Origin of the sequence: Pseudomonas sp. MWU12-3103b (assembly GCF_023100615.1) — a bacterium.
In the GTDB taxonomy this organism is placed as follows: domain Bacteria; phylum Pseudomonadota; class Gammaproteobacteria; order Pseudomonadales; family Pseudomonadaceae; genus Aquipseudomonas; species Aquipseudomonas putida_A.
Genome location: NZ_JALMEY010000015.1, coordinates 60060 through 80908, shown reverse-complemented (window position 1 = coordinate 80908; position 20849 = coordinate 60060). Strand labels below are relative to the sequence as shown.

The window sequence follows — 20849 nt, the reverse complement described above, 5'->3', positions numbered from 1 at the left end:
CTGTGTGCATCGTCATGGAGATGTCCCATGTCACAAGTCGACCGTTACAAACCTTACAAGGGTGCCGCTGCCGGTTGGGGGGCTGTGATCAGCCTGACCAAAAGCTGGCTGGGCAGTGAAAACGCCCTGAAAAACATCCGCGCCATGCTCAAGACCAACCAGAACGGCGGCTTCGACTGCCCGGGCTGCGCGTGGGGTGAAGCGCCCGGTGCGAGCATGCTCAAGTTCTGCGAGAACGGCGCCAAAGCGGTGAACTGGGAGGCCACCGGGCGCTTGGTCGACCCGGCGTTCTTCAATAAGTACACGGTATCGAGCCTGGCCGAGCAGAGCGACTACTGGCTGGAATACCAGGGGCGTCTGACCCACCCGATGCGTTACGACGCGCGGGTCGACCGCTATGTGGAAACCACCTGGGAAGACGCGTTCGCGCTGATCGCCGAACACCTCAAGGGCCTGAAATCGCCGCACGAGGCCGAGTTCTATACCTCGGGCCGGGCCAGCAACGAAGCGGCGTTTCTCTATCAGTTGTTCGTCCGCGCCTTCGGCACCAACAACTTTCCCGACTGCTCGAACATGTGCCACGAAGCCAGTGCGGTGAGCATGGGCGAGACGCTGGGTGTGGGCAAGGGCACCGTGGTCTATGAGGATCTGCACCACGCCGACGCGATCTTCGTCATCGGCCAGAACCCCGGCACCAACCATCCACGCATGCTCGAACCACTGCGTGAAGCGGTGAAACGCGGCGCGCAGGTGGTGTGCATCAACCCGCTGAAAGAGCGTGGCCTGGAACGTTTCCAGAACCCGCAGAACCCGCTCGAGATGCTCAGCAACGGCTGGGAAGCGACCAACACCGCGTACTTCCGCCCGGCGCTGGGTGGCGACATGGCGATGATTCGCGGCATGGTCAAATTCCTTCTGCAGTGGGAACGTGAAGCCCAGGCCAGCGGTGGCGAACCGGTGTTCGACCATGCGTTTATCGCCGAGCACACCTCGGGTCTGGACAGCTACCTGGCAGAAGTCGACGCCACGACTTGGGAGCACATCCTCGAGCAGTCCGGCGTGCCGTTGCACGACATCGAACTGGCCGCGCGCATGTATGGCCGCGCCAAGAGCGTGATCATGTGCTGGGCCATGGGCCTGACCCAACACGTGCACTCGGTGCCGACCCTGCAGGAGGTCATCAACCTACAACTGTTGCGCGGCAACGTTGGCCGTCCGGGCGCCGGCCTGTCGCCGGTGCGTGGTCACAGTAACGTGCAGGGCGACCGCACCATGGGCATCAACGAGCTGGCGCCGAAGGAGCTGATGGACGCGCTGGAAAAACGCTTCAACTTCAAAGTGCCGCGCATGCACGGCCACAACACGGTGATGGCGATCGGTGCGATGGAGCGTGGCGAAGCCAAGGTGTTTATCGGTCTGGGTGGCAACTTCGCCCAAGCCACGCCGGACACCCCGCGCACCCACGAAGCGATGCGCAAACTCGACCTGACCGTGCACATTTCGACCAAGCTCAACCGCAGCCATCTGGTCACCGGTCGCGACGCGTTGATCCTGCCGTGCCTCGGTCGCACCGACATCGACATCCAGGCCGAAGGCCCGCAAGGCGTGACCGTGGAAGACACCTTCAGCATGGTGCACTTGTCGTTCGGTCAGTTGAAACCGAAGTCGGCGCACTTGAAGTCCGAGCCGGCGATCATTGCCGGGATTGCCGCCGCGACCTTGGGCAAGCATCCAATCGACTGGGAGTGGGCGGTGGGCGATTACGGACGCATCCGCAACCTGATCGGCGATGTGATTCCGGGCTTCGAGAACTTCAATGAAAAACTGCTGACCCCGGGCGGCTTCCACCTCGGCAACGATGCCTCGGATCGGGTCTGGAACACTGAGTCGGGCAAAGCCCAGTTCACCCCGTGCGTGCTGCCGCAACACCTGATCAGCGAAGGCGTGCGCAACCTGCCGGTCAAGCCGGATCTGATCCTGCAGACCATGCGCTCCCACGACCAGTACAACACCACGCTGTACGGCCTCGACGACCGTTATCGCGGGGTCTACGGCATGCGCGACGTGATCTTCGCCAACGAGCAGGACATCCAGCGACTCGGTTTCGAACCGGGGCAGAAGGTCGATCTGGTGGCGCTGTGGGATGACGAGCGTGAACGTCGGGTCAGCGGTTTCACCCTGATCGCCTACGACATTCCGCCCGGTCAGGCGGCGGCGTACTACCCGGAAACCAACCCGCTGGTGCCGCTGGAAAGCTACGGCGACCGGACCTACACGCCGACCTCGAAATTCGTCGCGATTCGCCTCGAAGCGGCCAAGGTCAGCAACCTGATCCCGTCGTCGCTGGCCTGACCCGCTACTTATAAAAACCTTGGCAATTTGACTGGCTGCAGGCGTTCGCGCCTGGCGGTGGCCCGGCGACGTGCTGCCGCTTTTCAGCCTGGATGAGGACATCATCATGCTCAACATGGAGGCACTGGACCTGGCGCGAATTCAATTCGCGTTCACGGTTTCGTTCCACATTATCTTCCCGGCGATCACCATCGGCCTGGCGAGTTTCCTCGCGGTACTCGAAGGCCTGTGGCTGAAAACCCGTGACGACACCTACCGCGATCTCTACCACTTCTGGTCGAAGATCTTTGCCGTCAACTTCGGCATGGGCGTGGTCTCGGGGCTGGTCATGGCGTACCAGTTCGGCACCAACTGGAGCGGCTTTTCCGACTTCGCCGGGAGCATCACCGGGCCGTTGCTGACCTATGAGGTGCTGACGGCGTTCTTCCTTGAGGCCGGTTTCCTCGGGGTCATGCTGTTCGGCTGGAACCGCGTCGGCCGTGGCTTGCACTTCTTTGCCACGGTGATGGTCGCTATCGGCACGCTGATTTCAACGTTCTGGATTCTCGCGTCCAACAGCTGGATGCAGACGCCGCAGGGCTTTGAAATTGTCGACGGTCGGGTGATGCCGCTGGACTGGCTGGCGATCGTGTTCAACCCGTCGTTTCCGTTCCGTCTGGCGCACATGGCGATCGCCGCGTTCGTCGCCACGGCCTTCTTCGTGGGCTCGTCGGCGGCCTGGCATTTGCTGCGCGGCAACAATACCGCGCCGGTGCGCAGGATGTTTTCCATGGCGTTGTGGATGGCGCTGATCGTGGCACCGATTCAGGCGGTGGTCGGTGACGCCCATGGTTTGAACACCCTGGAGCATCAACCGGCAAAAATCGCTGCCATCGAAGGTCACTGGGAAAACGCCGACAACGGCCCGACCCCGCTGGTGCTGTTCGGCATTCCCGACATGCAGGCGGAGAAGACCCAATACGCGCTGGAAATCCCGTACCTCGGCAGCCTGATCCTGACCCACAGCCTCGACAAGCAGATCCCGGCGCTCAAGAGCTTTCCGAAAGAGGATCGGCCGAACTCGACCATCATCTTCTGGAGCTTCCGCGTCATGGCTGGGCTGGGCATGTTGATGATCCTTGTCGGTGTGCTCGGTCTGGCGCTGCGCCGTGGCGGCAAGCTCTATCAGCATCGCGGCTTCCAGCGTCTGGTGTTGCTGATGGGGCCGAGCGGGTTGATCGCGTTGCTGGCCGGCTGGATCACCACCGAAGTCGGGCGTCAGCCGTGGGTGGTTTACGGCTTGATGCGCACCCATGATGCCGCGTCGCATCACTCGGTGGCGCAGATGAGCACCTCGCTGTTGCTGTTCGTGGTGATCTACTGCTCGGTGTTCACCGTGGGCATCGGCTACATGATGAAACTGGTGAAGAAGGGCCCGCAGCCCCATCACGAACATCCGCCGGAGGGCGATCAGTTGCAAACCCCGCGCCGGCCTATTTCGGCGGCTACCGCCCCGATGAAGGAGCACTGAGTCATGGGTATTCAAGGTATCGATCTCTCGTTGATCTGGGGTGTGATCATCGCCTTCGGGGTGATGATGTACGTGATCATGGACGGCTTCGATCTGGGCCTGGGGATCCTGTTTCCGCTGATCCCGGATGAGCAGGAGCGCGACGTGATGATGAACACAGTCGCCCCGGTGTGGGACGGCAACGAAACCTGGCTGGTGCTCGGTGGTGCGGCGTTGTATGGCGCGTTTCCGCTGGCCTACGGGGTGATTCTGGAGGCGTTGTACCTGCCGCTGATCCTGATGCTCTGCGGGCTGATTTTCCGTGGTGTGGCGTTCGAGTTTCGCTTCAAGTCGTCGCCGCAAAAGCGTCACTGGTGGGACAAGGCGTTCATCGGCGGTTCGCTGCTGGCGACGTTCTCTCAGGGTGTGGCGATCGGCGCGTACGTGTCGGGCATTCCCGTGGTGAATCGGCAGTTTGCTGGTGGCGGCCTGGACTGGCTGGCGCCGTTTCCGCTGGTGTGCGGCGTCGGTCTGGTGGTGGCGTATGCGCTGCTGGGCAGCACCTGGTTGCTGGTCAAGACCGAAGGCATGCTCGAGTCGCGGATGCGTCTGTTCACTCGGCCGCTGGCGTGGTTGCTGACGGCGATGGTGGTGGTGATTGGTGCGTGGACACTGAAGTTGCACCCGGAGCTGGCCACTCGCTGGTCGACCAGCGGGCACTTGATGGTGTTCGCCGGGTTGGTGGTGCTGGCACTGCTGGCGTTGTTCGGGCTGCTGCGTACCTTACGTCAGCGTCACACCCACTGGCCGTTCGTGTTCACTCTGGTGTTGATGCTGCTCGGTTACATCGGCCTGGCGCTGAGCATCTGGCCAAACATCATCCCGCCATCGGTGAGCCTGTGGGCGGCGGCATCACCGCCCTCGAGCCAGTTGTTCGCCCTGATCGGCGCACTGTTCATTCTGCCGGTGATCCTGATGTACACCTTCTGGAGCTACTACGTATTCCGCGGCAAAGTGAGGATTGGCGATGGCTACCATTGATTCGCGTGAGGTCAGATCCTCCCGCTGGTACAAGCGTCTGGGCTGGTTGTTGCTGATTTGGCTGGGCAGCGTCGTGTCACTCGCCGTGGTGGCGAGTGTGCTGAAACTGGCGATGTATGCAGCGGGAATGAGGACCCACTGACAATAAAAAAACCGGAGCCATGACTCCGGTTTATTTGTGCCCGCAATTCTGAACATCACTGATGCCCCCCAGTGGGAGCGGGCTTGCTCGCGAAGGCGTCAGGTCAGTCGACATTGATGCTGAATGTGCCGGCCCTTTCTTGAGCAAGCCCACTCCCACCCTTAATCGCGGCCAGCCCCAAACCCTTCATTCACCGACGATCCCTTGTGGGAGCGGGCTCGCTCGCGAAGGCGTCAGGTCAGTCGACATTGATGCTGAATGTGCCGACCTCTTCGTGAGCAAGCCCACTCCCACCCTTGATCGCGGCCAGCCGCAAATCCTTTATCACCGACGATCCCTTGTGGGAGCGGGCTTGCTCGCGAAGGCGTCAGGTCAGCCGACATTGATGCTGAGTGTGCCGACCTCTTCGTGAGCAAGCCCACTCCCACCCTTAATCGCGGCCAGCCCCAAACCCTTCATTCACCGACGATCTCTTGTGGGAGCGGGCTTGCTCGCGAAGGCGTCCGCTCAGTCGACACCGATGCTGAATGTGCCGGCCTCTTCGTGAGCAAGCCCACTCCCACCCTTGATCGCGGCCAGCCGCAAATCCTTCATCACCGACGATCCCTTGTGGGAGCGGGCTTGCTCGCGAAGGCGTCAGGTCAGTCGACAATGATGCTGAATGTGCCGGCCCCTTCGTGAGCAAGCCCACTCCCACAGTTGATCCGGTGCGCAGACACATCCTGCCAACAAACATGTTCGGCGCACTGTGATGGCTGATCTAGCCTTTTTCTGAATTCAACCATGGACAAGGCAAAGGAATGCCCAAACGTTACTCATCACATCGCCTGCGAACCGGCCGTCATTGCGAAGAAAATCAGATCTACCTACTAACCGCCAATACCTTGGGGCGTGAGCCAGTGTTCACGGATTGCAGGCTCGGCCGGTTGGTTGTACATCAGTTCAGGCAGGCACAGGAGGAGGGGTTTGTCGAGACATTGGCATGGGTTGTCATGCCGGATCATTTTCATTGGCTGATCCAATTACAAAAAGGAACACTTGGCCAATTGATGTGCCAGGTCAAATCCCTGAGTACTCGTTCAGTCAACACAGCGAGCGGTAGATCCGGAGGCCTTTGGCAACACGGTTTTCATGATCATGCATTACGTCGAGAGGAGGACCTGGTGAAACTGGCCCGCTATGTAGTGGCTAATCCACTGCGGGCCGGACTGGTAAAAAAACTCGGTGACTATCCGTTATGGGATGCGATCTGGGTTTGAGCTCAGGATGTGCATACACCGCATTACTTCAGAATAAATGCGATCCCTGTGGGAGCGGGCTTGCTCGCGAAGACGTCAGGTCAGCCAACATTGATGCTGAATGCGCCGGCCCCTTCGTGAGCAAGCCCACTCCCACCCTTGATCGCGTCCAGCCGCAAATCCTTCATTCACCGACGATCCCCAGTGGGAGCGGGCTTGCTCGCGAAGACGTCAGGTCAGTCGACATTGATGCTGAATGTGCCGACCCCTTCGTGAGCAAGCCCACTCCCACCCTTGATAGCGTCCAGCCGCAAATCCTTCATTCACCGACGATCCCCAGTGGGAGCGGGCTTGCTCGCGAAGGCGTCCGCTCAGTCGACATCGATGCTGAATGCGCCGGCACCTTCGTGAGCAAGCCCACTCCCACCCTTGATAGCGTCCAGCCGCAAATCCTTCATTCACCGACGATCCCCAGTGGGAGCGGGCTTGCTCGCGAAGGCGTCAGGTCAGCCGACATTGATGCTGAATGCGCCGGCCTCTTCGTGAGCAAGCCCACTCCCACCTTGGGTCTTCGGTGTTTTCTGAAGGCGGGCTATTGCGCACCAAACATCGCCGTCCAGTAGATCCCGGCGCTGCTCTTTGGATCGGTCGCGTAAGCGGCGCCGAGTTCTTTGTATTGCGGGTTCATCAGGTTGGCGCAGTGGCCGGGGCTGGCGAGCCAGCCGTCGACGACCTTGCGCACGGTGTCTTGCCCGGCAGCGATGTTTTCGCCGACCAGTTGGCCGCTGTAGCCGGCCAGTTCGGCGCGGTCACCGGGTGTGCGGCCGTCGCGGTCCTTGTGGTCGAAATAGTTGTTGTTGGCCATGTCGCGGCTGTGATCCTGGGAGATCGTGCCCAGGCTCGCGTTCCAGGCCAGTGGCCCGGCCGCGGCAAAGGCCTGGCCGCCGCATTGACGCGGTTGGGCGCGAGCGGCGTTGAGTTGTTCGAGCAACTTCTGGCCTTCGCTTTGCGCATCGCCGAGCTTCGCCGACAGTAGAGGTCGCGCCAGCACAATACGCCAGTCACGATCAGCACGGCTGACACCGACATCGACGAACTGCGGATCCAGCACCACCTGGCAGAAACTTTCCTCAATCGCCTTCATCGCCGACGCTGCATCCCGTGGGCCGTTGAGGGTGATCGCCTGCACGTTGACCATCGGGTAGCTGGCGCTGGCCATGGCCTGTTGCAGATCGACCGCACCGGCGGCCGGCAGTCTCAGCCGTGGATCGGCCGACAGCGGTGGCAGTTCACTGGACGCCTGGCTGCCGCAACGCTGCGGTTGGCTGCGGTAGGCATTGATCGACTCGATCAGTTGCGACTCGTCGGCAGCCATGGCCGAGGCGGCCACGGCCAGGCCCACGGACAGCGCGGCAAAACGCAAGACGGATGGCATGAAGCGCATGGAAATCTCCCTTGAGCTGAGTGCGCTCATGATGCGCGAAAGGCCCCCGGTCAGTGCAATGTCTTTTTCTTCATCGAGCGGTTTTTTCTGCGGAACGTTACGTCGGTATTTGCCGTCTACACTCTCCGAAGGCCCCGGGAACCGGGCGTCTCCCCCACGAAACACCTTGCCCGGAACGGGCGTTGCCGGAAGAACTGACATGGGATTGAAATGGTTGGCTGGCTGTTTCGCATTAACCCTGATGGCCGGCGTTGTGAACGCCACCGATCAGACCCCGATCAAGGCCAAGGCCGAAGAGAAAGCCCAGGTGCTGGAAGAGAAGGCCGCCGACAAAGTCAGCGCGGCGCCAGCACCCAAATCCGAAGCGATCACCCCCACTGAAGTGCAGGCGGTTGACCCCGCCGGCACCGCGCCGCTGGACGATCCGATCACCTGCCTGGCGCGCAGTATCTATTGGGAAGCCAAGGGCCGCGACACCCCGGAAATGGAGGCGGTGGCCAATGTGGTGATGAATCGCCTGGGGCACGACGGCTTTCCAGGCACCGTGTGCGAAGTGGTCAAGCAAGGTTCGGAAACCAAGAGCTGCCAGTTTTCCTGGTGGTGCGATGGCAAGGCCGATCAGGTCAAGGAAGACGCCGAATACACCCTGGCCAAGGACATCGCCGGCAAGGCGCTCAATCGCCAGTTGCCGGATCGCACCCATGGCGCACTGTACTTCCATGATCGCCAGGTGCATCCGAGCTGGGCCAAGGAGTACAAAAAGACCGCCGCGGTCGGCAAATTCCTGTTCTATAAACCGGCCGGCGGCGATGCGCGTTAGACGCAGACTTCCCGTACACAGTTGCGCAGCCAGCGGTGCGCCGGGTCGGCGTCCATGCGTGGGTGCCAGAGCATCGACACGCTGATCGGCGGCATCCTGAAGGGCAGGGCGAAGCTGTGCAGGCCCATGCGCAGCTTGCTGGTGTGACGCTCCGGAACCGTGGCGATCAGGTCCGATTCGCGCACCAGCGTCAGCGCCGCCGAAAAGCCGCCGAATGACGTGACGATATCCCGCGTCAGACCTGCGGCGAGCAACGCTTCGTCGACCGGGCCGCTGCTGCGCCCGCGCCGTGAGATCAGAATGTGCTGGCCGCCGGCAAAACGTTTGCTGCTGATCTTGCCCGAGCTCAACGGATGGCCCTCACGAACCACACCGATCCAGTGATCCTCAAACAGAATGCGGCTGTGCAGCGCCGGGTCGGTGCTGTCGTCGACCACGCCGGTCTCCAGATCGACCCGGCCTTCGCGCAGCGGCGTGCTGTCCTTGTCGGCTTTCTGCACAAAGCGCAGGCGCACGCCGGGTGCTTCTTCAGCGATGCGCGCGAGCAGCGCGGCGGCGAAGGTTTCGACAAAACCGTCGGTGTTGCGCAGGGTGAAGGTGCGCTGCAATTGGCCGGGATCGAGCACTTCGGCGGGACGCAACACCGCCTCGGCTTCCTGCACCAGAGCGCTGACCCGCTCACGCAATTCCAGCGCACGCGGGGTCGGCACCAGACCTCGGCCGGCGCGCACCAGCAACGGATCGCCAGTGGTTTCGCGCAGCCGGGCCAGGGCACGACTCATGGCCGACGGGCTCAACCGCAGAATGTGCGCGGCGCGGGCGACGCTGCCTTCGCGCAACAACACGTCGAGGGTGATCAACAGGTTCAGATCCGGTGTGCTCATGACATGGCGTTCCGTGCAGGTATCAAGTGCAAAGCATGCGTCTTGCGCCTTGCCTTGTCGAGACGCAGGCTATGCCGTCTGACCTTTGCACCAGGAGCGCCCGATGCCCGGATCCCCCTTGCCCCCTCAAGCCCGCTGGGCGCTGACCAGTCTGGCGCTGTCGATGTTGATGCCGTCGCTGGACACCAGCATCGCCAATGCCGGATTACCGACCTTGGCTGCAGCGTTCGATGCGACGTTTCAACAGGTGCAGTGGATCGTGCTGGCCTACCTGCTGGCGGTCACCACGTTGATTGTCAGCGTCGGGCGTCTGGCCGATGTGTTCGGGCGGCGGCGACTGCTGCTGATCGGGATCGGCATTTTTACCAGTGCTTCGCTGTGCTGTGCGCTGGCGCCGGGGCTGGGCTGGTTGATCGGCGCGCGGGCCGTGCAGGGCCTTGGCGCGGCGATCATGTTCGCCTTGACGGTGGCGCTGGTGGCGGATGCGGTGCCCAAGGCGCGGGCGGGCAGTGCGATGGGCTTGCTGGCAACCATGTCGGCCACCGGCACCAGCCTCGGGCCATCGCTGGGCGGTCTGCTGATCACGCATGTCGGCTGGCCGTCGATCTTTGTCCTCAACGTGCCGTTGGGCCTGCTCAACGCGTGGCTGGTTTATCGTTATCTACCGGCCGATCGCCCGGCCAAATCGGCAGTCGCGTTTGATTACCTCGGCACCGTGGTGCTGGTATTGACGCTGGCCGCCTACGCGCTGGCGATGACGCTCGATGGCTACACGCTGATGTTGCTGCTGGTCAGCCTGTGCGGAGCAGGGGTGTTTGTTGCGGTCGAGATGAACGCCAGGGCGCCACTGATTCGTTTGTCATTGTTCGCCGATGCGCGACTGAGCAGCAGCCTGGCGCTGACGTTGCTGGTGACGACGGTGATGATGACTACGCTGGTGGTCGGGCCGTTTTACCTGAGCCGGGGCCTGGGACTGGGCAGCAGCGTGGTCGGCCTGGCATTGTCGGTCGGGCCGCTGCTGGCGGCGTGCGGCGGGGTGCCAGCGGGGCGTCTGGTGGATCGCTTCGGTGCGCGGCGGGTGGTGCCGGGGGCATTGTTCGGGTTGGCCGGTGGTTGCAGTTTGTTGGCGTTGTTGCCGATGAGTCTCGGTCTGCCGGCGTATCTGCTGCCGATGGCGGTCATTGCCAGCAATTACGCGTTATTTCAGGCGGCCAACAATAGCGGGTTGATGGCCATGGTCAGTCAGGATCAGCGCGGTGTGGTGTCGGCCCTGCTCGGGCTGTCACGCAATCTCGGGCTGATCACCGGCGCGGCGGTCATGGGCGCGGTGTTTGCCTTCGCTACGGGCGACCCGACGCAAGCCCCGGCCGAGGTCATCGGCAGTGGCTTGCACTACACGTTCGGGGTTGCGGCGGCGCTGATGGTCGTGGCCCTGATCGTCAGCTGGCGTGGGTACTCAAGATGCTCGCCACTTGCTGCGGCTGGCAGTTGAGGTACGGCGAGGACTTCAGCCAGCGCTGATCCGGGTACCAGGAGAACATGAACTGGCCGTCCTTGAGTTTATCGATCACCTGCTTCGCCACTTGCGGGCGCACCGCCGGGCAACCCTGGCTGCGACCGATACGGCCCTGACGCTTGCTCCACAACGGATTCACGTAGTCGGCGGCGTGGATCACGATGGCCCGGTCGCGGGCCAGGTCATTGAAGCCCGGTTCCAGACCGTCCATGCGCAGCGAATAACCGTGGGTCCCCTCGTAACTTTCCTGGGTGCGGAACAGCCCGAGGCTGGACTGGTAACTGCCTTCGCGGTTGGAGAACTGGGTAGCGAAATTTTCCCCGGAATTTGAACCGTGGGCGACCAGATCGCGCAGCACCAGTTTCTTTCTGTTCAGATCGAAGATCCACAGCCGGCGGGCGGTGGAGGGCTGCGAATAGTCGATGATCGCCAGGTGGCGTGAGGGTCTCGCGCCATTGTTCACTGCGCATTGCATGGCGCTCAAGGCACCTTTCAGCGCTTGGGGATTGAGTTCCGGCGCGGCGTGGGCGAGGCTGGTGAAGAGAACCGGCGATGGTTTGCCGGCGGCGAAAGCTGGGCTGCTCACGACGACGAGGGTCGCGGTGGTCAGCAGAAGTCGGCGCAAATACGTCAACATTTATAAAGTGTCCTCACTTGCTACTTATTTGGCACTTTGGCTCCTGACTCCCAGTCATACCCGACAGACCCCTGTTTCGAGCCTGACTGTTCAGCGCACCTGATGTAAGGTTGACCGTCATTCAGACGGCCACGGATTGGAGTAAAGCAGTTGTTCAAAAAGTACGCATGCTACTTGAGCATTTGTTTGCTCGCTGCGCCGTTTGTCGCTTGCGCCGATGAGCCGCTGCCACCGTTGCAGACCCTGCCGACGCCGCCGGCGGAAATGCCGGTCGAGCCACAAAGTCCGCTGCAAGCGGTGCTGATCGGTTTACCCCAGGCGTGCCCGGCGATTGCCGCGCACCTGAGTGGCGCGGCGCTGACGCAACTGCAAGCGTTCTATCAGCAGCAGGACTGGCTGCCGGTGTGGGCCAGCGAGTCCGGGCGATTGCCGGCCTTGCGCGCGCAGTTGCAGCTGTTGGCCGATGATGGCCTCAATCCCAAGCGCTACCCGGTGGCGGCCAATCCGCCGCAGGACGGCGAGTTGTGCGCCGATATCGACATCAGCCGCTCTTATCTGCAAGCCCTGCAGGATCTGCATTACGGTCGTCTGCTGCAATCGCATTTCGAACCGCTGTGGCATTCCGATGACACCCCGCGTGATCGTCAGGCGGAATTGCTGGCGATCGCCGTGCCCGGTCTGCAGGACATCAAGACCGCGTTCGATCTGGCGCGTCCGCGTCTGGCGCAATACCAGAGCCTGCGCCACCTCTACGCCAGCCAGCGGCTGCAGGCCTTGCCGCACTGGCAGTCGGTGGGCAACGGCCCGTTGCTACGCCCGGCGATGGAAGACAAACGCGTGCCGGAACTGGCCCAACGCCTGTTCAACGAAGGCTATCTGACCCACGCCATCGGCACGCCCGGCAATGCCTATGAGGGCGTGCTGGTGGAAGCGGTGAAGAGCTTTCAGGCCAACCATTCGTTGCAGGCCGACGGGGTAGTCGGGCCGGGGACGATTGCCGAGCTCAACATCAGCCCGCTGACGCGCCGCGAACAATTGCGCGTCAACCTTGAACGTTTCCGCTGGCTGGCGCAGGACATGGAGCCCGACGGTTTGCTGGTCAACGTCGCTGCCGCCGAGTTGACCCTATATCAGGCCGGCGTGCCGGTCTGGCAGACCCGTACCCAGGTCGGTCGCGCCGAACGGCAGACCCCGTTGCTGAAATCCCGGGTCACGCGCCTGACGCTGAACCCGACCTGGACCGTGCCGCCGACCATCTGGAAAGAAGACAAGCTGCCGGCGATCCGCAAGGATCAGACCTTCCTCAGCCGGCAGAATCTGCAGGTGCTCGACGCCCATGGCCAGCCGTTGGCCGCAGCGGATATCGACTGGGACAACCCCGGCAACATCATGCTGCGCCAGGAGGCCGGGCCGCGTAATCCGCTGGGGCAACTGGTGATCCGCTTCCCCAACCCGTTCGCGGTGTACCTGCACGATACGCCGAGCAAGGCCCTGTTCGACAAAGGCCCGCGCGCGTTCAGCTCCGGCTGTGTGCGGGTCGAGCACCCGATGCAACTGCGCGACCTGTTACTGACCCCGGCGGAACGTACGCGCACCGACACCTTGCTCGCCACCGGCAGCACCCACGAATTCCGCCTGTCGGCACCGGTGCCGATCCTCATGACCTACTGGACGGCACAGGTCGGCAAGGATGGGCAGGTGCGTTATGCGCCGGATATCTACAGCCGCGACAGCGCACTGCTCGCCGGCCTCGACGGCGCACACTGAGTTCCGGATTTGCAGCAGCCCCCCCTGTGGGAGCGGGCTTGCTCGCGAAAGCGTCAGTTCAGTCAACATCAATGCTGACTGTACCGGCCCCTTCGTGAGCAAGCTCACTCCCACACTTGATCGTGGCCAGCCCTGAATCCTTCATCCACCACAGCCCCAGTGGGAGCGAGCTTGCTCGCGAAAGCGTCAGGTCAGCCAACATCAATGCTGACTGTGCCGACCCCTTCGTGAGCAAGCCCACTCCCACCCTTGATCGTGGCCAGCCCTGAATCCTTCATCCACCACAGCCCCAGTGGGAGCGGGCTTGCTCGCGAAAGCGTCAGTTCAGTCAACATCAATGCTGACTGTACCGACCCCTTCGTGAGCAAGCTCACTCCCACACTTGATCGTGGCCAGCCCTGAATCCTTCATCCACCACAGCCCCAGTGGGAGCGAGCTTGCTCGCGAAAGCGTCAGGTCAGCCAACATCAATGCTGACTGTGCCGACCCCTTCGTGAGCAAGCCCACTCCCACCCTTGATCGTGGCCAGCCCTGAATCTTTCATCTACCACAGTCCCCTGTGATAGCCAGTGTGATTCGTGGCAGTTGCGCAGCGTCTAGCCCCAGTGTCCCCGCAATCCCATGGGGCGAGACTTCGGAACCCGGCATGCAAGCGCTGTTGAACGAGATTCTTGACGCTGTCCGGCCCCTGATCGGGCAGGGCAAAGTGGCTGATTACATTCCCGCCCTCGGCACCGTGCCGGCCAATCAGCTGGGCATCGCCGTGTATGGCAACGACGGCGAAATGTATTGCGCCGGCGATGCCGAGACGCCGTTCTCGGTGCAGAGTATTTCCAAGGTGTTCAGTCTGGTGCAGGCGATCGAGCATTCCGGCGAAGCGATCTGGGAGCGCCTGGGGCACGAGCCGTCCGGCCAGCCGTTCAACTCGCTGGTGCAACTGGAGTTCGAACGCGGGCGCCCGCGCAATCCGTTCATCAACGCCGGGGCGCTGGTGATCTGCGACATCAACCAGTCGCGTTTCGCCGCGCCAGCCCTGTCGATGCGCGACTTCGTGCGGCGCCTGTCGGGCAATCCACAGGTGATCGTCGACGGCAAGGTCGCCGAGTCCGAATACCAGCATCGCGCCCGCAACGCGGCCATGGCGTACCTGATGCAATCGTTCGGCAACTTCCACAACGACGTCGAAGCGGTGCTGCGCAGCTACTTCAGCCACTGCGCGTTGCGCATGAACTGCATCGATCTGGCCCGGGCGTTCTGCTTCCTCGCCAACGACGGTTTCTGCAAGCACAGCGGCGAACAGATCCTGACCCGGCGCCAGACCCAACAAGTCAACTCGATCATGGCCACCAGCGGCCTGTACGACGAGGCCGGCAACTTCGCCTATCGCGTCGGCCTGCCGGGCAAGAGCGGGGTAGGCGGCGGGATCGTCGCTGTGGTGCCCGGGCAGTTCACGGTGTGCGTGTGGTCGCCGGAACTCAACGCTGCCGGCAACTCGCTGGCGGGGATGGCGGCGCTGGAGATGCTCAGTTCGCGGATTGGCTGGTCGGTGTTCTGACCCAACCTTTTAAACACCACGAAACCTGTGGGAGCGGGCTTGCTCGCGAAGAGGCCAGCACATTCAATATCCATGTTGATGGTGCCGACGCCTTCGCGAGCAAGCCCGCTCCCACAGGTTCGGTGGTGTTTGTAGAAGGTGTGTTTCAGCGCAGAATCCGCTACATTTTCCGGCCGCCCCTCATATGGTGAATCCGCTTCATGTCTCTTGCGCTCGAACGTCTAGTCGCTGGCACGCCGATCCCTTTCGCTGGTAACCGCGTGACCGTGGTCAGCCCCGAACTGGCGGCGCGGTTTCAGCCCGGTGACCACCTGCTGGTCGAGCAGGTGAGTGGCGAGCTGTTGCTGATTCCGGTGGTCGATCAACAAGCGGCTGCAGTGGCAATCGAGCGTGCGCAAACGGCGTTCAGCGCGCTTTCGGCGGTGTCCGACGAGGCCATCAGCCACTTCTTCGATCTGTTCGCGCAACGCCTGGAAACCGCAGAGTGCTGGAACCTGATCGAAGCCGCCAACCTGGCCGACATCGAACGCGCCAAGGCCCGTGGCCGCTCCACCACCCGGCTGCTCGCCGACGACCGCATGCGCCGCGACATGATCGCCGGTCTGCGCGCCTGGCGGGATGCGCCGGCCACGCGCGGCAAGGTCATCAGCTGCGTCGAACACGACGGCTGGAAGGTCGAGCAAGTGGTATCGCCGCTGGGCATCGTGGCGTTCGTGTTCGAAGGACGGCCGAACGTGTTCGCCGATGCCGCCGGTGTACTGCGCACCGGCAACACTGCGGTGCTGCGTATCGGCAGCGATGCATTGGGCACCGCGCAAGCAATCGTCACTCACGCGCTGAACCCGGCGCTGGCCGATGCCGGTTTGCCAGCGGGTGCGGTGTCGCTGGTGGAAAGCGTCAATCACGCCGCCGGTTGGGCGATGTTCGCCGACCGGCGTTTGTCGCTGGCGGTGGCCCGGGGTTCGGGCCGCGCGGTCAGCCAGTTGGGCAGCATCGCCCAGCAGGCGGGCACGGCGGTCAGCCTGCACGGCACTGGTGGCGCGTGGCTGATTGCCGATCGTCACGCCGACGCCACGCGCTTCGCCGCCGTGGTGCGTAATTCGCTGGATCGCAAAGTCTGCAACACGCTGAATGTTTGCCTGATTCAACGCGAGCGTGCCGTCGAGCTGATCCCGCTGTTCCTCGATGCGCTGCAGCAGGCCGGTACCGCACGCGGTCAGGGCTGCAAATTGCACATCGTCGCAGGCAGCGAAAGTTACCTGCCGGCCGAGTGGCACAACGCAACGGTCGAGGTCTATCGCGCCGAGGGTTATCAGACCGAAGCCTTGGCCGAAGTGCTGGCGGAATCCGAATTGGGCCGCGAGTGGGAGTGGGAAGAAACCCCGGAAGTCAGCCTGATGATTGTCGACGATCTGGATCAGGCGATCGCGCTGTTCAACCGCTACAGCCCGCAGTTCACGGTGTCGTTGATCAGCGAGGATGCTGCTGCGCAAGAGCGTTTTTACAACGCGGTGAACGCGCCGTTTGTGGGTAACGGGATTACCCGTTGGGTCGATGGCCAGTACGCGCTGAACAAGCCGGAACTGGGGCTTTCGAACTGGGAGAGCGGGCGCTTGTTTGCGCGCAGTGCGATTCTTTCGGGGGATGGGGTGTTTACGGTTCGTAGCCGTATGACCCAGATCGACCTCAGCGTAAAGCGCTGAAAACGCCTTATCCCGATTGATGCACACCGGCCCTGTGGCGAGGGGATTTATCCCCGATGGGGCGCGAAGCGGCCCCAAGAGATCGGGCCTGCTGCGCAGTCCATCGGGGATAAATCCCCTCGCCACAAGTTCCTCTTCACCTCAGCGGATTTGTATCAGGCGGCTGCGCTGGTGTTTGCCTGAATGGCGCAAGTCGCTGGCTGCTCAGCCAACGGCACAAACGTGCGGCGGTCCGCCGCCAGCGCATCGATCGAGCCGGTCTCGATGTCATACACCCAGCCATGCAGGTTCAGCAGGCCCTTCTCCTGGGCCAGGCGCACGCTCGGGTGGGTCTGAATATTCGCCAGTTGCGCGATCACATTTTCCCGCACCATCGAACTCAATTTCGCCGCGTCACTGGCATGCGGCCGCGCCTCGTTCACCACTTTCGCCGACTCGGCATGTTGCAACCAGCCGCTGACGGCGGGCAGGTGATCCATGCATTTGCATTGGGCAATCGCGGTCATCGCGCCGCAATCGGAGTGGCCGCAGATCACGATGTCCGTCACCCCAAGCACCGCCACCGCGTATTCCACCGTCGCCGACACCCCGCCCGGATGCGGGCTGTAGGACGGCACGATATTGCCTGCGTTACGGATCACGAACAGCTCGCCGGGTTCTTGCTGGGTCAGCAGTTCCGGGACGACGCGGCTGTCGGAACAGGTGATGAACAAGGTGCCCGGGGTTTGAGTGGTCGCCAAGTGCTTGAACAGCTCGGTGCGTTGCGGAAACGCCTCGTTCTGGAACTTCAGGAAGCCTTCGATCAGGTTTTTCATGGTGTTGTCCTCTCAGTTCGAACAGCCGGTGCCGAATTCGCTGTATTGAAGAATGTGTTTTGCGCCGTGGCTGTCGAGGTAGGTCATCTCGACCGGTACAGCGCCGCAGACGTCGGTGACCGGGGTGATGTTCACGATTTCAGCAATATCCAGAGTCATGCCGTAGCGGTAGGCAATCGCCTCTTCATCAGCCTGGGCCTGGGCGGCAAGGCCGGCGAGCAGGGTCAGGGTCAACAGAATTTTGTGCATGGGGCAGCCTCCAGGCAGATGTGGTGACGACTTGGCAATTGAGGTTTGGATGGGCCCGCACACGGGGTGCGGGCCGGGGTGGATCAGAACGGACGCAGTGGCAGGAACTTGCCGTCGAGGGTGACCACGGCGCGGGAGCCGCCTTCCGGGTCTTCGACTTTCTTGATGTCGAGCTTGAAGTTGATGGCGCTGATGATGCCGTCGCCGAACTGCTCGTGAACCAGGGCTTTGAGGGTGGTGCCGTAGATCTGGATCATCTCGTGGAAGCGGTAGATGGTCGGGTCGGTCGGCACGCCGCTGAGGCTGCCACGCAGCGGGATGATCTGCAGCGCGGCAACGGCGTCGGCGTCCAGTTCAAGTTTGTCGCCAACCACTTGCGCGGCGGTTTGTGGCAGCGGGTGCTGGCCGAGCAGGGCAGCGGTGACGTAGGCCAGGCTCAGGCCGGTGTCGTCGGCCAGATCCTGCCACGACAGGCCTTTGCGTGCCTTGATGTCGAGAATGCGCGTGGTCAGGGCCAGGCTGGCATCGTTGTAGGCGTGGGACTGTTGCATGGTGTCACTCCTTTCAAGGTTGGCTTGCTGTGTGGGAGCCATCTTCTGCCGATTGATCCATAGCGTCCAAGACCGATATACAATGCTTTGCATAAGCTCTACCTATAGATGGTGATCCCATGTTGTTGCGACATTTGCGATATCTGCTGGCCGTGGCCGATCACGGTGGCTTCACCCGGGCGGCGGAGGCGTTGCATGTGTCGCAGCCGACCTTGTCGCAACAGATCCGCCAACTGGAAGAAAGCCTCGGGGTGAATCTGTTCGACCGCACCTCGCGCACCGTTAAACCCACCGATGCCGGTGAGGCTTACATTGAGTGTGCGCGGCGCGTGCTGGTGGAACTGGAGGCGGGCAAGCGGGCGTTGCATGACGTTAAGGATCTGTCGCGTGGGCGCTTGCGGCTGGCCATGACGCCGACGTTCATGGCCTATCTGGTCGGGCCGTTGGTACGTGATTTCGCTGCACGCTATCCGGGTATCCATCTGCAGATTTTCGAGCTGTCGATGGATGATATCGAGGCGGGGCTGGCGGACGATTCGCTGGACATCGCGATTGCCTTTACCCCGGTGCGCCACCCGGACATTGAGTGTATTCCGGCGTTTACCGAAACCCTGGGGATCATGGTCGGGCGCGAGCATCCGCTGTACGACAGCAGTGCGGTGCTGACATCGCGTGATCTTGCGCAACTGGATTTCGCCTTGCTGGCGCCAGATTTCATCACCCGGTTATCGATCGATGAGTATTTCCGTCAGCAGGGGATCACGCCGCAGGTGCGGATCGAGGTGAACTCGGTAAGTACGTTGCTGGAGGTGGTGCGGCATTCGCCGATGGCGACGATGTTGCCCGAAGCGATTGCCAGCGAAGACCGGGCGTTGCGTCGCTTGAGCGTCGAGAACGAAGCGCCGCAGCGTGGGGCGGCGTTGTTGCGGCGGCAGAATAATTACCACAGTGCGGCGGCGCTGGCGTTTGTGAATCTGGTCCTGCAAACGAAAATCTGACCAACAACACAGCCCCCCCTGTGGGAGCGGGCTTGCTCGCGAATGCGGTGTCTCAGTTGAGGTGGTGGTGACTGACCCGGCCCATTCGCGAGCAAGCCCGCTCCCACAGGATTGTGTGTGAATTGCGGATATAAAAAGGGCCTGCTTCTGTTGGAAGCAGGCCCCTTTTATTTATTGAAGTTGTAACTCAGTAGAACCGGTCAATCACCCGAACTTCATTCTTGTTCTGCATCGAATCCCACGCCTGTTTCAGCGTCTGCAGCACATTACTGATGAAGTCCTTGTCGGCCGCAGCTTTCTTGCCGACATAACCGTGGCCGCGGCGGTACATCTTCAGGCGGGCCAGCAGGTTCTGGTTGCTGCGGTCGAATTCTTCTTCACCAGCGTGGGGTGACAGGCAGTCGATATGCACCTGACCCGACTTGCTGATCCAGAGAATGTGGCTGTCGTGGCTGTCTTTTTGCGCAGCGAACATACGAGCCAGTTCTTCGATAGTAGGTTGATTGTTCAGATTCATGATGTTTGCCCCTTGACCAGTCTGGTGATCTTTCAAAGTTGATTCGCTAATACAGGTAGCCCATCGGTTAGTTGATCCCTGGCACCGAAACCAGGACGTCAGCGGTCGCCCGTGTGAAGTACGGGGTCATGCGTCTGTTGCATGTAGTCGTGTTGAATAACTGCTACGCAATAGCGTCACAACGAGGAGAAGCAGCGAAAACCGGGAGGCTCCTTGACGACGTTTTCAGGGTCGGCCACAAGCGTCTTGAGAATTTTCGCCAGCGCTTCTCGTCCTTGTACTGGACGTTCAGGCCAGGTCAGCTTCTTCAATCTGCCTTGTGGGCAGCGTGTATCCGGAAAAAACAACTCGGCGGTCAGACGAGCTTGCTCAAGCGTGTTACCGATGTTCCCGATCGGGGAACGTCTTCATCATGCAAAAGCAAAACGGTGCCGTCAACGGTTTTGTAGTGATTATTTTTGTTCACTACATATTGTCGGACAAAGCGTTTTTGGAATGAGAAAAGATCCGTTCAGGCAACGGATGCAGGGGCGCGCAGGATGTAGAAGGTGCAGGGGTAACCGTCCACGGCGCGCTGTTGGCGGGTGAATGCGCCGCCAGTCAATTCGGGGATCAACCTGGCCCAGAAGCGCTGCGCAGGCAGGTTGGCGTCGATGTGGAAAATCTGCCATTGACCGGGCAGACGGCTCAAGAGGGCAGAGACGACAAACTGCGCGACGCCTTGGCCACGAAAACGCCGGGTGAGGAAGAAGTAGCCGATGTTGTATTCGGCGCCGTCGATGTGGGTGTCGTTATCCACGGTCACGAAGCCGGCCAGTTCACCGTCGACGCGGATCAGGAACGGTTGGGTAGCGGGATTGCGCCAGTAATCGTCTTTCTGCTGAATGCTGAAGAAGCCATGTTCGCCGAGTTTCAGTGGTAGTCATTGGCTGAAGTCGTACATGTAGAACTGCATGAGGTTTTCGATGGTTTGCAGTTCGTCGCGGTGGGCGGGGTGCAGTTCGATGGTGAGCATTGGGGGGAATTCCTGAAGATTGCGACTTCAGTATTGTCGACTCATACCTTGTGGTGAGGGGATTTATCCCCGATGGACTGCGCAGCAGTCCTCTTGTTTAAGTAAAAGCTGGGGCC

The 20849-nt window shown here is 61.7% G+C and carries 18 protein-coding genes and 1 pseudogene; 11 read left to right on the top strand and 8 right to left on the bottom strand.

Annotated elements, in window-relative coordinates:
• Nucleotides 1-27: 27 nt before the first annotated feature.
• The 5 genes from M0808_RS21935 to M0808_RS21915 all read left to right on the top strand — a co-directional run bounded on the left by M0808_RS21935 (nt 28) and on the right by M0808_RS21915 (nt 6283).
• Nucleotides 28-2352: an FdhF/YdeP family oxidoreductase gene (locus M0808_RS21935; protein ID WP_247842398.1), complete on the top strand. Its 2325-nt coding sequence runs from the start codon at nt 28-30 to the stop codon at nt 2350-2352.
• Between the two features lie 106 nt (nt 2353-2458).
• A complete protein-coding gene (locus M0808_RS21930) occupies nt 2459-3862 on the top strand; it encodes a cytochrome ubiquinol oxidase subunit I (protein ID WP_247842454.1) in 1404 nt (467 codons plus the stop codon).
• A gap of 3 nt (nt 3863-3865) precedes the next feature.
• Entirely contained in the window at nt 3866-4882 is a 1017-nt protein-coding gene (cydB, locus tag M0808_RS21925; protein ID WP_123588303.1) for a cytochrome d ubiquinol oxidase subunit II, read from the top strand.
• Complete coding sequence (locus M0808_RS21920) at nt 4869-5024, top strand: DUF2474 family protein (protein ID WP_007964874.1); 156 nt, start codon at nt 4869-4871, stop codon at nt 5022-5024. Before cydB ends, M0808_RS21920 begins: the two co-directional genes overlap by 14 nt.
• 800 nt (nt 5025-5824) lie before the next feature.
• Nucleotides 5825-6283 (top strand): transposase, encoded by a 459-nt coding sequence (locus M0808_RS21915; protein WP_247842397.1) that lies wholly within the window; start codon nt 5825-5827, stop codon nt 6281-6283.
• 571 nt (nt 6284-6854) lie between these two features.
• On the opposite strand, the gene M0808_RS21910 is transcribed toward M0808_RS21915, so the two are convergent.
• Complete coding sequence (locus M0808_RS21910) at nt 6855-7706, bottom strand: CAP domain-containing protein (protein WP_098964441.1); 852 nt, start codon at nt 7704-7706, stop codon at nt 6855-6857.
• A 199-nt stretch (nt 7707-7905) separates the two neighbouring features.
• Here M0808_RS21910 and M0808_RS21905 point away from each other — a divergent pair, with 199 nt between their 5' ends.
• Nucleotides 7906-8526, top strand: a complete 621-nt coding sequence (locus tag M0808_RS21905) for a cell wall hydrolase (protein WP_134786709.1) — start codon at nt 7906-7908, stop codon at nt 8524-8526.
• Here the strand turns inward: M0808_RS21905 and M0808_RS21900 are convergent.
• A complete protein-coding gene (locus tag M0808_RS21900; RefSeq protein ID WP_247842396.1) occupies nt 8523-9410 on the bottom strand; it encodes a LysR family transcriptional regulator in 888 nt (295 codons plus the stop codon). The two genes, M0808_RS21905 and M0808_RS21900, sit on opposite strands and share 4 nt — an antisense overlap.
• 103 nt (nt 9411-9513) lie before the next feature.
• Between M0808_RS21900 and M0808_RS21895 the strand changes: the two genes are divergently transcribed.
• Complete coding sequence (locus M0808_RS21895; RefSeq protein ID WP_247842395.1) at nt 9514-10902, top strand: MFS transporter; 1389 nt, start codon at nt 9514-9516, stop codon at nt 10900-10902.
• Here the strand turns inward: M0808_RS21895 and M0808_RS21890 are convergent.
• Nucleotides 10850-11563, bottom strand: a complete 714-nt coding sequence (locus tag M0808_RS21890; protein ID WP_027611721.1) for a murein L,D-transpeptidase catalytic domain family protein — start codon at nt 11561-11563, stop codon at nt 10850-10852. The genes M0808_RS21895 and M0808_RS21890 overlap by 53 nt on opposite strands.
• 150 nt (nt 11564-11713) lie before the next feature.
• Here M0808_RS21890 and M0808_RS21885 point away from each other — a divergent pair, with 150 nt between their 5' ends.
• The 3 genes from M0808_RS21885 to M0808_RS21875 all read left to right on the top strand — a co-directional run bounded on the left by M0808_RS21885 (nt 11714) and on the right by M0808_RS21875 (nt 16588).
• Nucleotides 11714-13330 carry a L,D-transpeptidase family protein gene (locus M0808_RS21885; RefSeq protein ID WP_247842394.1) on the top strand — a complete coding sequence of 539 codons (1617 nt, stop codon included), beginning with the start codon at nt 11714-11716 and terminating at the stop codon, nt 13328-13330.
• 646 nt (nt 13331-13976) lie between these two features.
• Complete coding sequence (gene glsB / locus M0808_RS21880; RefSeq protein WP_003226050.1) at nt 13977-14885, top strand: glutaminase B; 909 nt, start codon at nt 13977-13979, stop codon at nt 14883-14885.
• Between the two features lie 200 nt (nt 14886-15085).
• Entirely contained in the window at nt 15086-16588 is a 1503-nt protein-coding gene (locus tag M0808_RS21875; RefSeq protein WP_247842393.1) for an aldehyde dehydrogenase family protein, read from the top strand.
• Between the two features lie 155 nt (nt 16589-16743).
• Here M0808_RS21875 and M0808_RS21870 read toward each other — a convergent pair whose 3' ends face one another.
• From M0808_RS21870 to cynS, 3 genes are all read right to left on the bottom strand, one after another.
• Complete coding sequence (locus M0808_RS21870; protein WP_247842392.1) at nt 16744-17403, bottom strand: carbonic anhydrase; 660 nt, start codon at nt 17401-17403, stop codon at nt 16744-16746.
• A gap of 12 nt (nt 17404-17415) precedes the next feature.
• Complete coding sequence (locus tag M0808_RS21865; RefSeq protein ID WP_247842391.1) at nt 17416-17652, bottom strand: DUF2790 domain-containing protein; 237 nt, start codon at nt 17650-17652, stop codon at nt 17416-17418.
• Nucleotides 17653-17735: 83 nt separating this feature from the next.
• Nucleotides 17736-18203 (bottom strand): cyanase, encoded by a 468-nt coding sequence (gene cynS, locus M0808_RS21860; RefSeq protein WP_003226042.1) that lies wholly within the window; start codon nt 18201-18203, stop codon nt 17736-17738.
• A gap of 119 nt (nt 18204-18322) precedes the next feature.
• Here cynS and cynR point away from each other — a divergent pair, with 119 nt between their 5' ends.
• The gene (gene cynR, locus M0808_RS21855) at nt 18323-19201 is read left to right on the top strand and encodes a transcriptional regulator CynR (protein ID WP_098964429.1); all 879 of its coding nucleotides are present in this window, start codon (nt 18323-18325) and stop codon (nt 19199-19201) included.
• A gap of 187 nt (nt 19202-19388) precedes the next feature.
• On the opposite strand, the gene M0808_RS21850 is transcribed toward cynR, so the two are convergent.
• Both M0808_RS21850 and M0808_RS21845 read right to left on the bottom strand, forming a co-directional pair.
• On the bottom strand, nt 19389-19718 hold the full coding sequence (locus tag M0808_RS21850; RefSeq protein WP_027611729.1) for a hypothetical protein: 330 nt from the start codon (nt 19716-19718) through the stop codon (nt 19389-19391).
• 511 nt (nt 19719-20229) lie between these two features.
• Nucleotides 20230-20733 (bottom strand): annotated as a pseudogene (locus M0808_RS21845) (GNAT family N-acetyltransferase).
• Between the last annotated feature and the right edge of the window lie 116 nt (nt 20734-20849).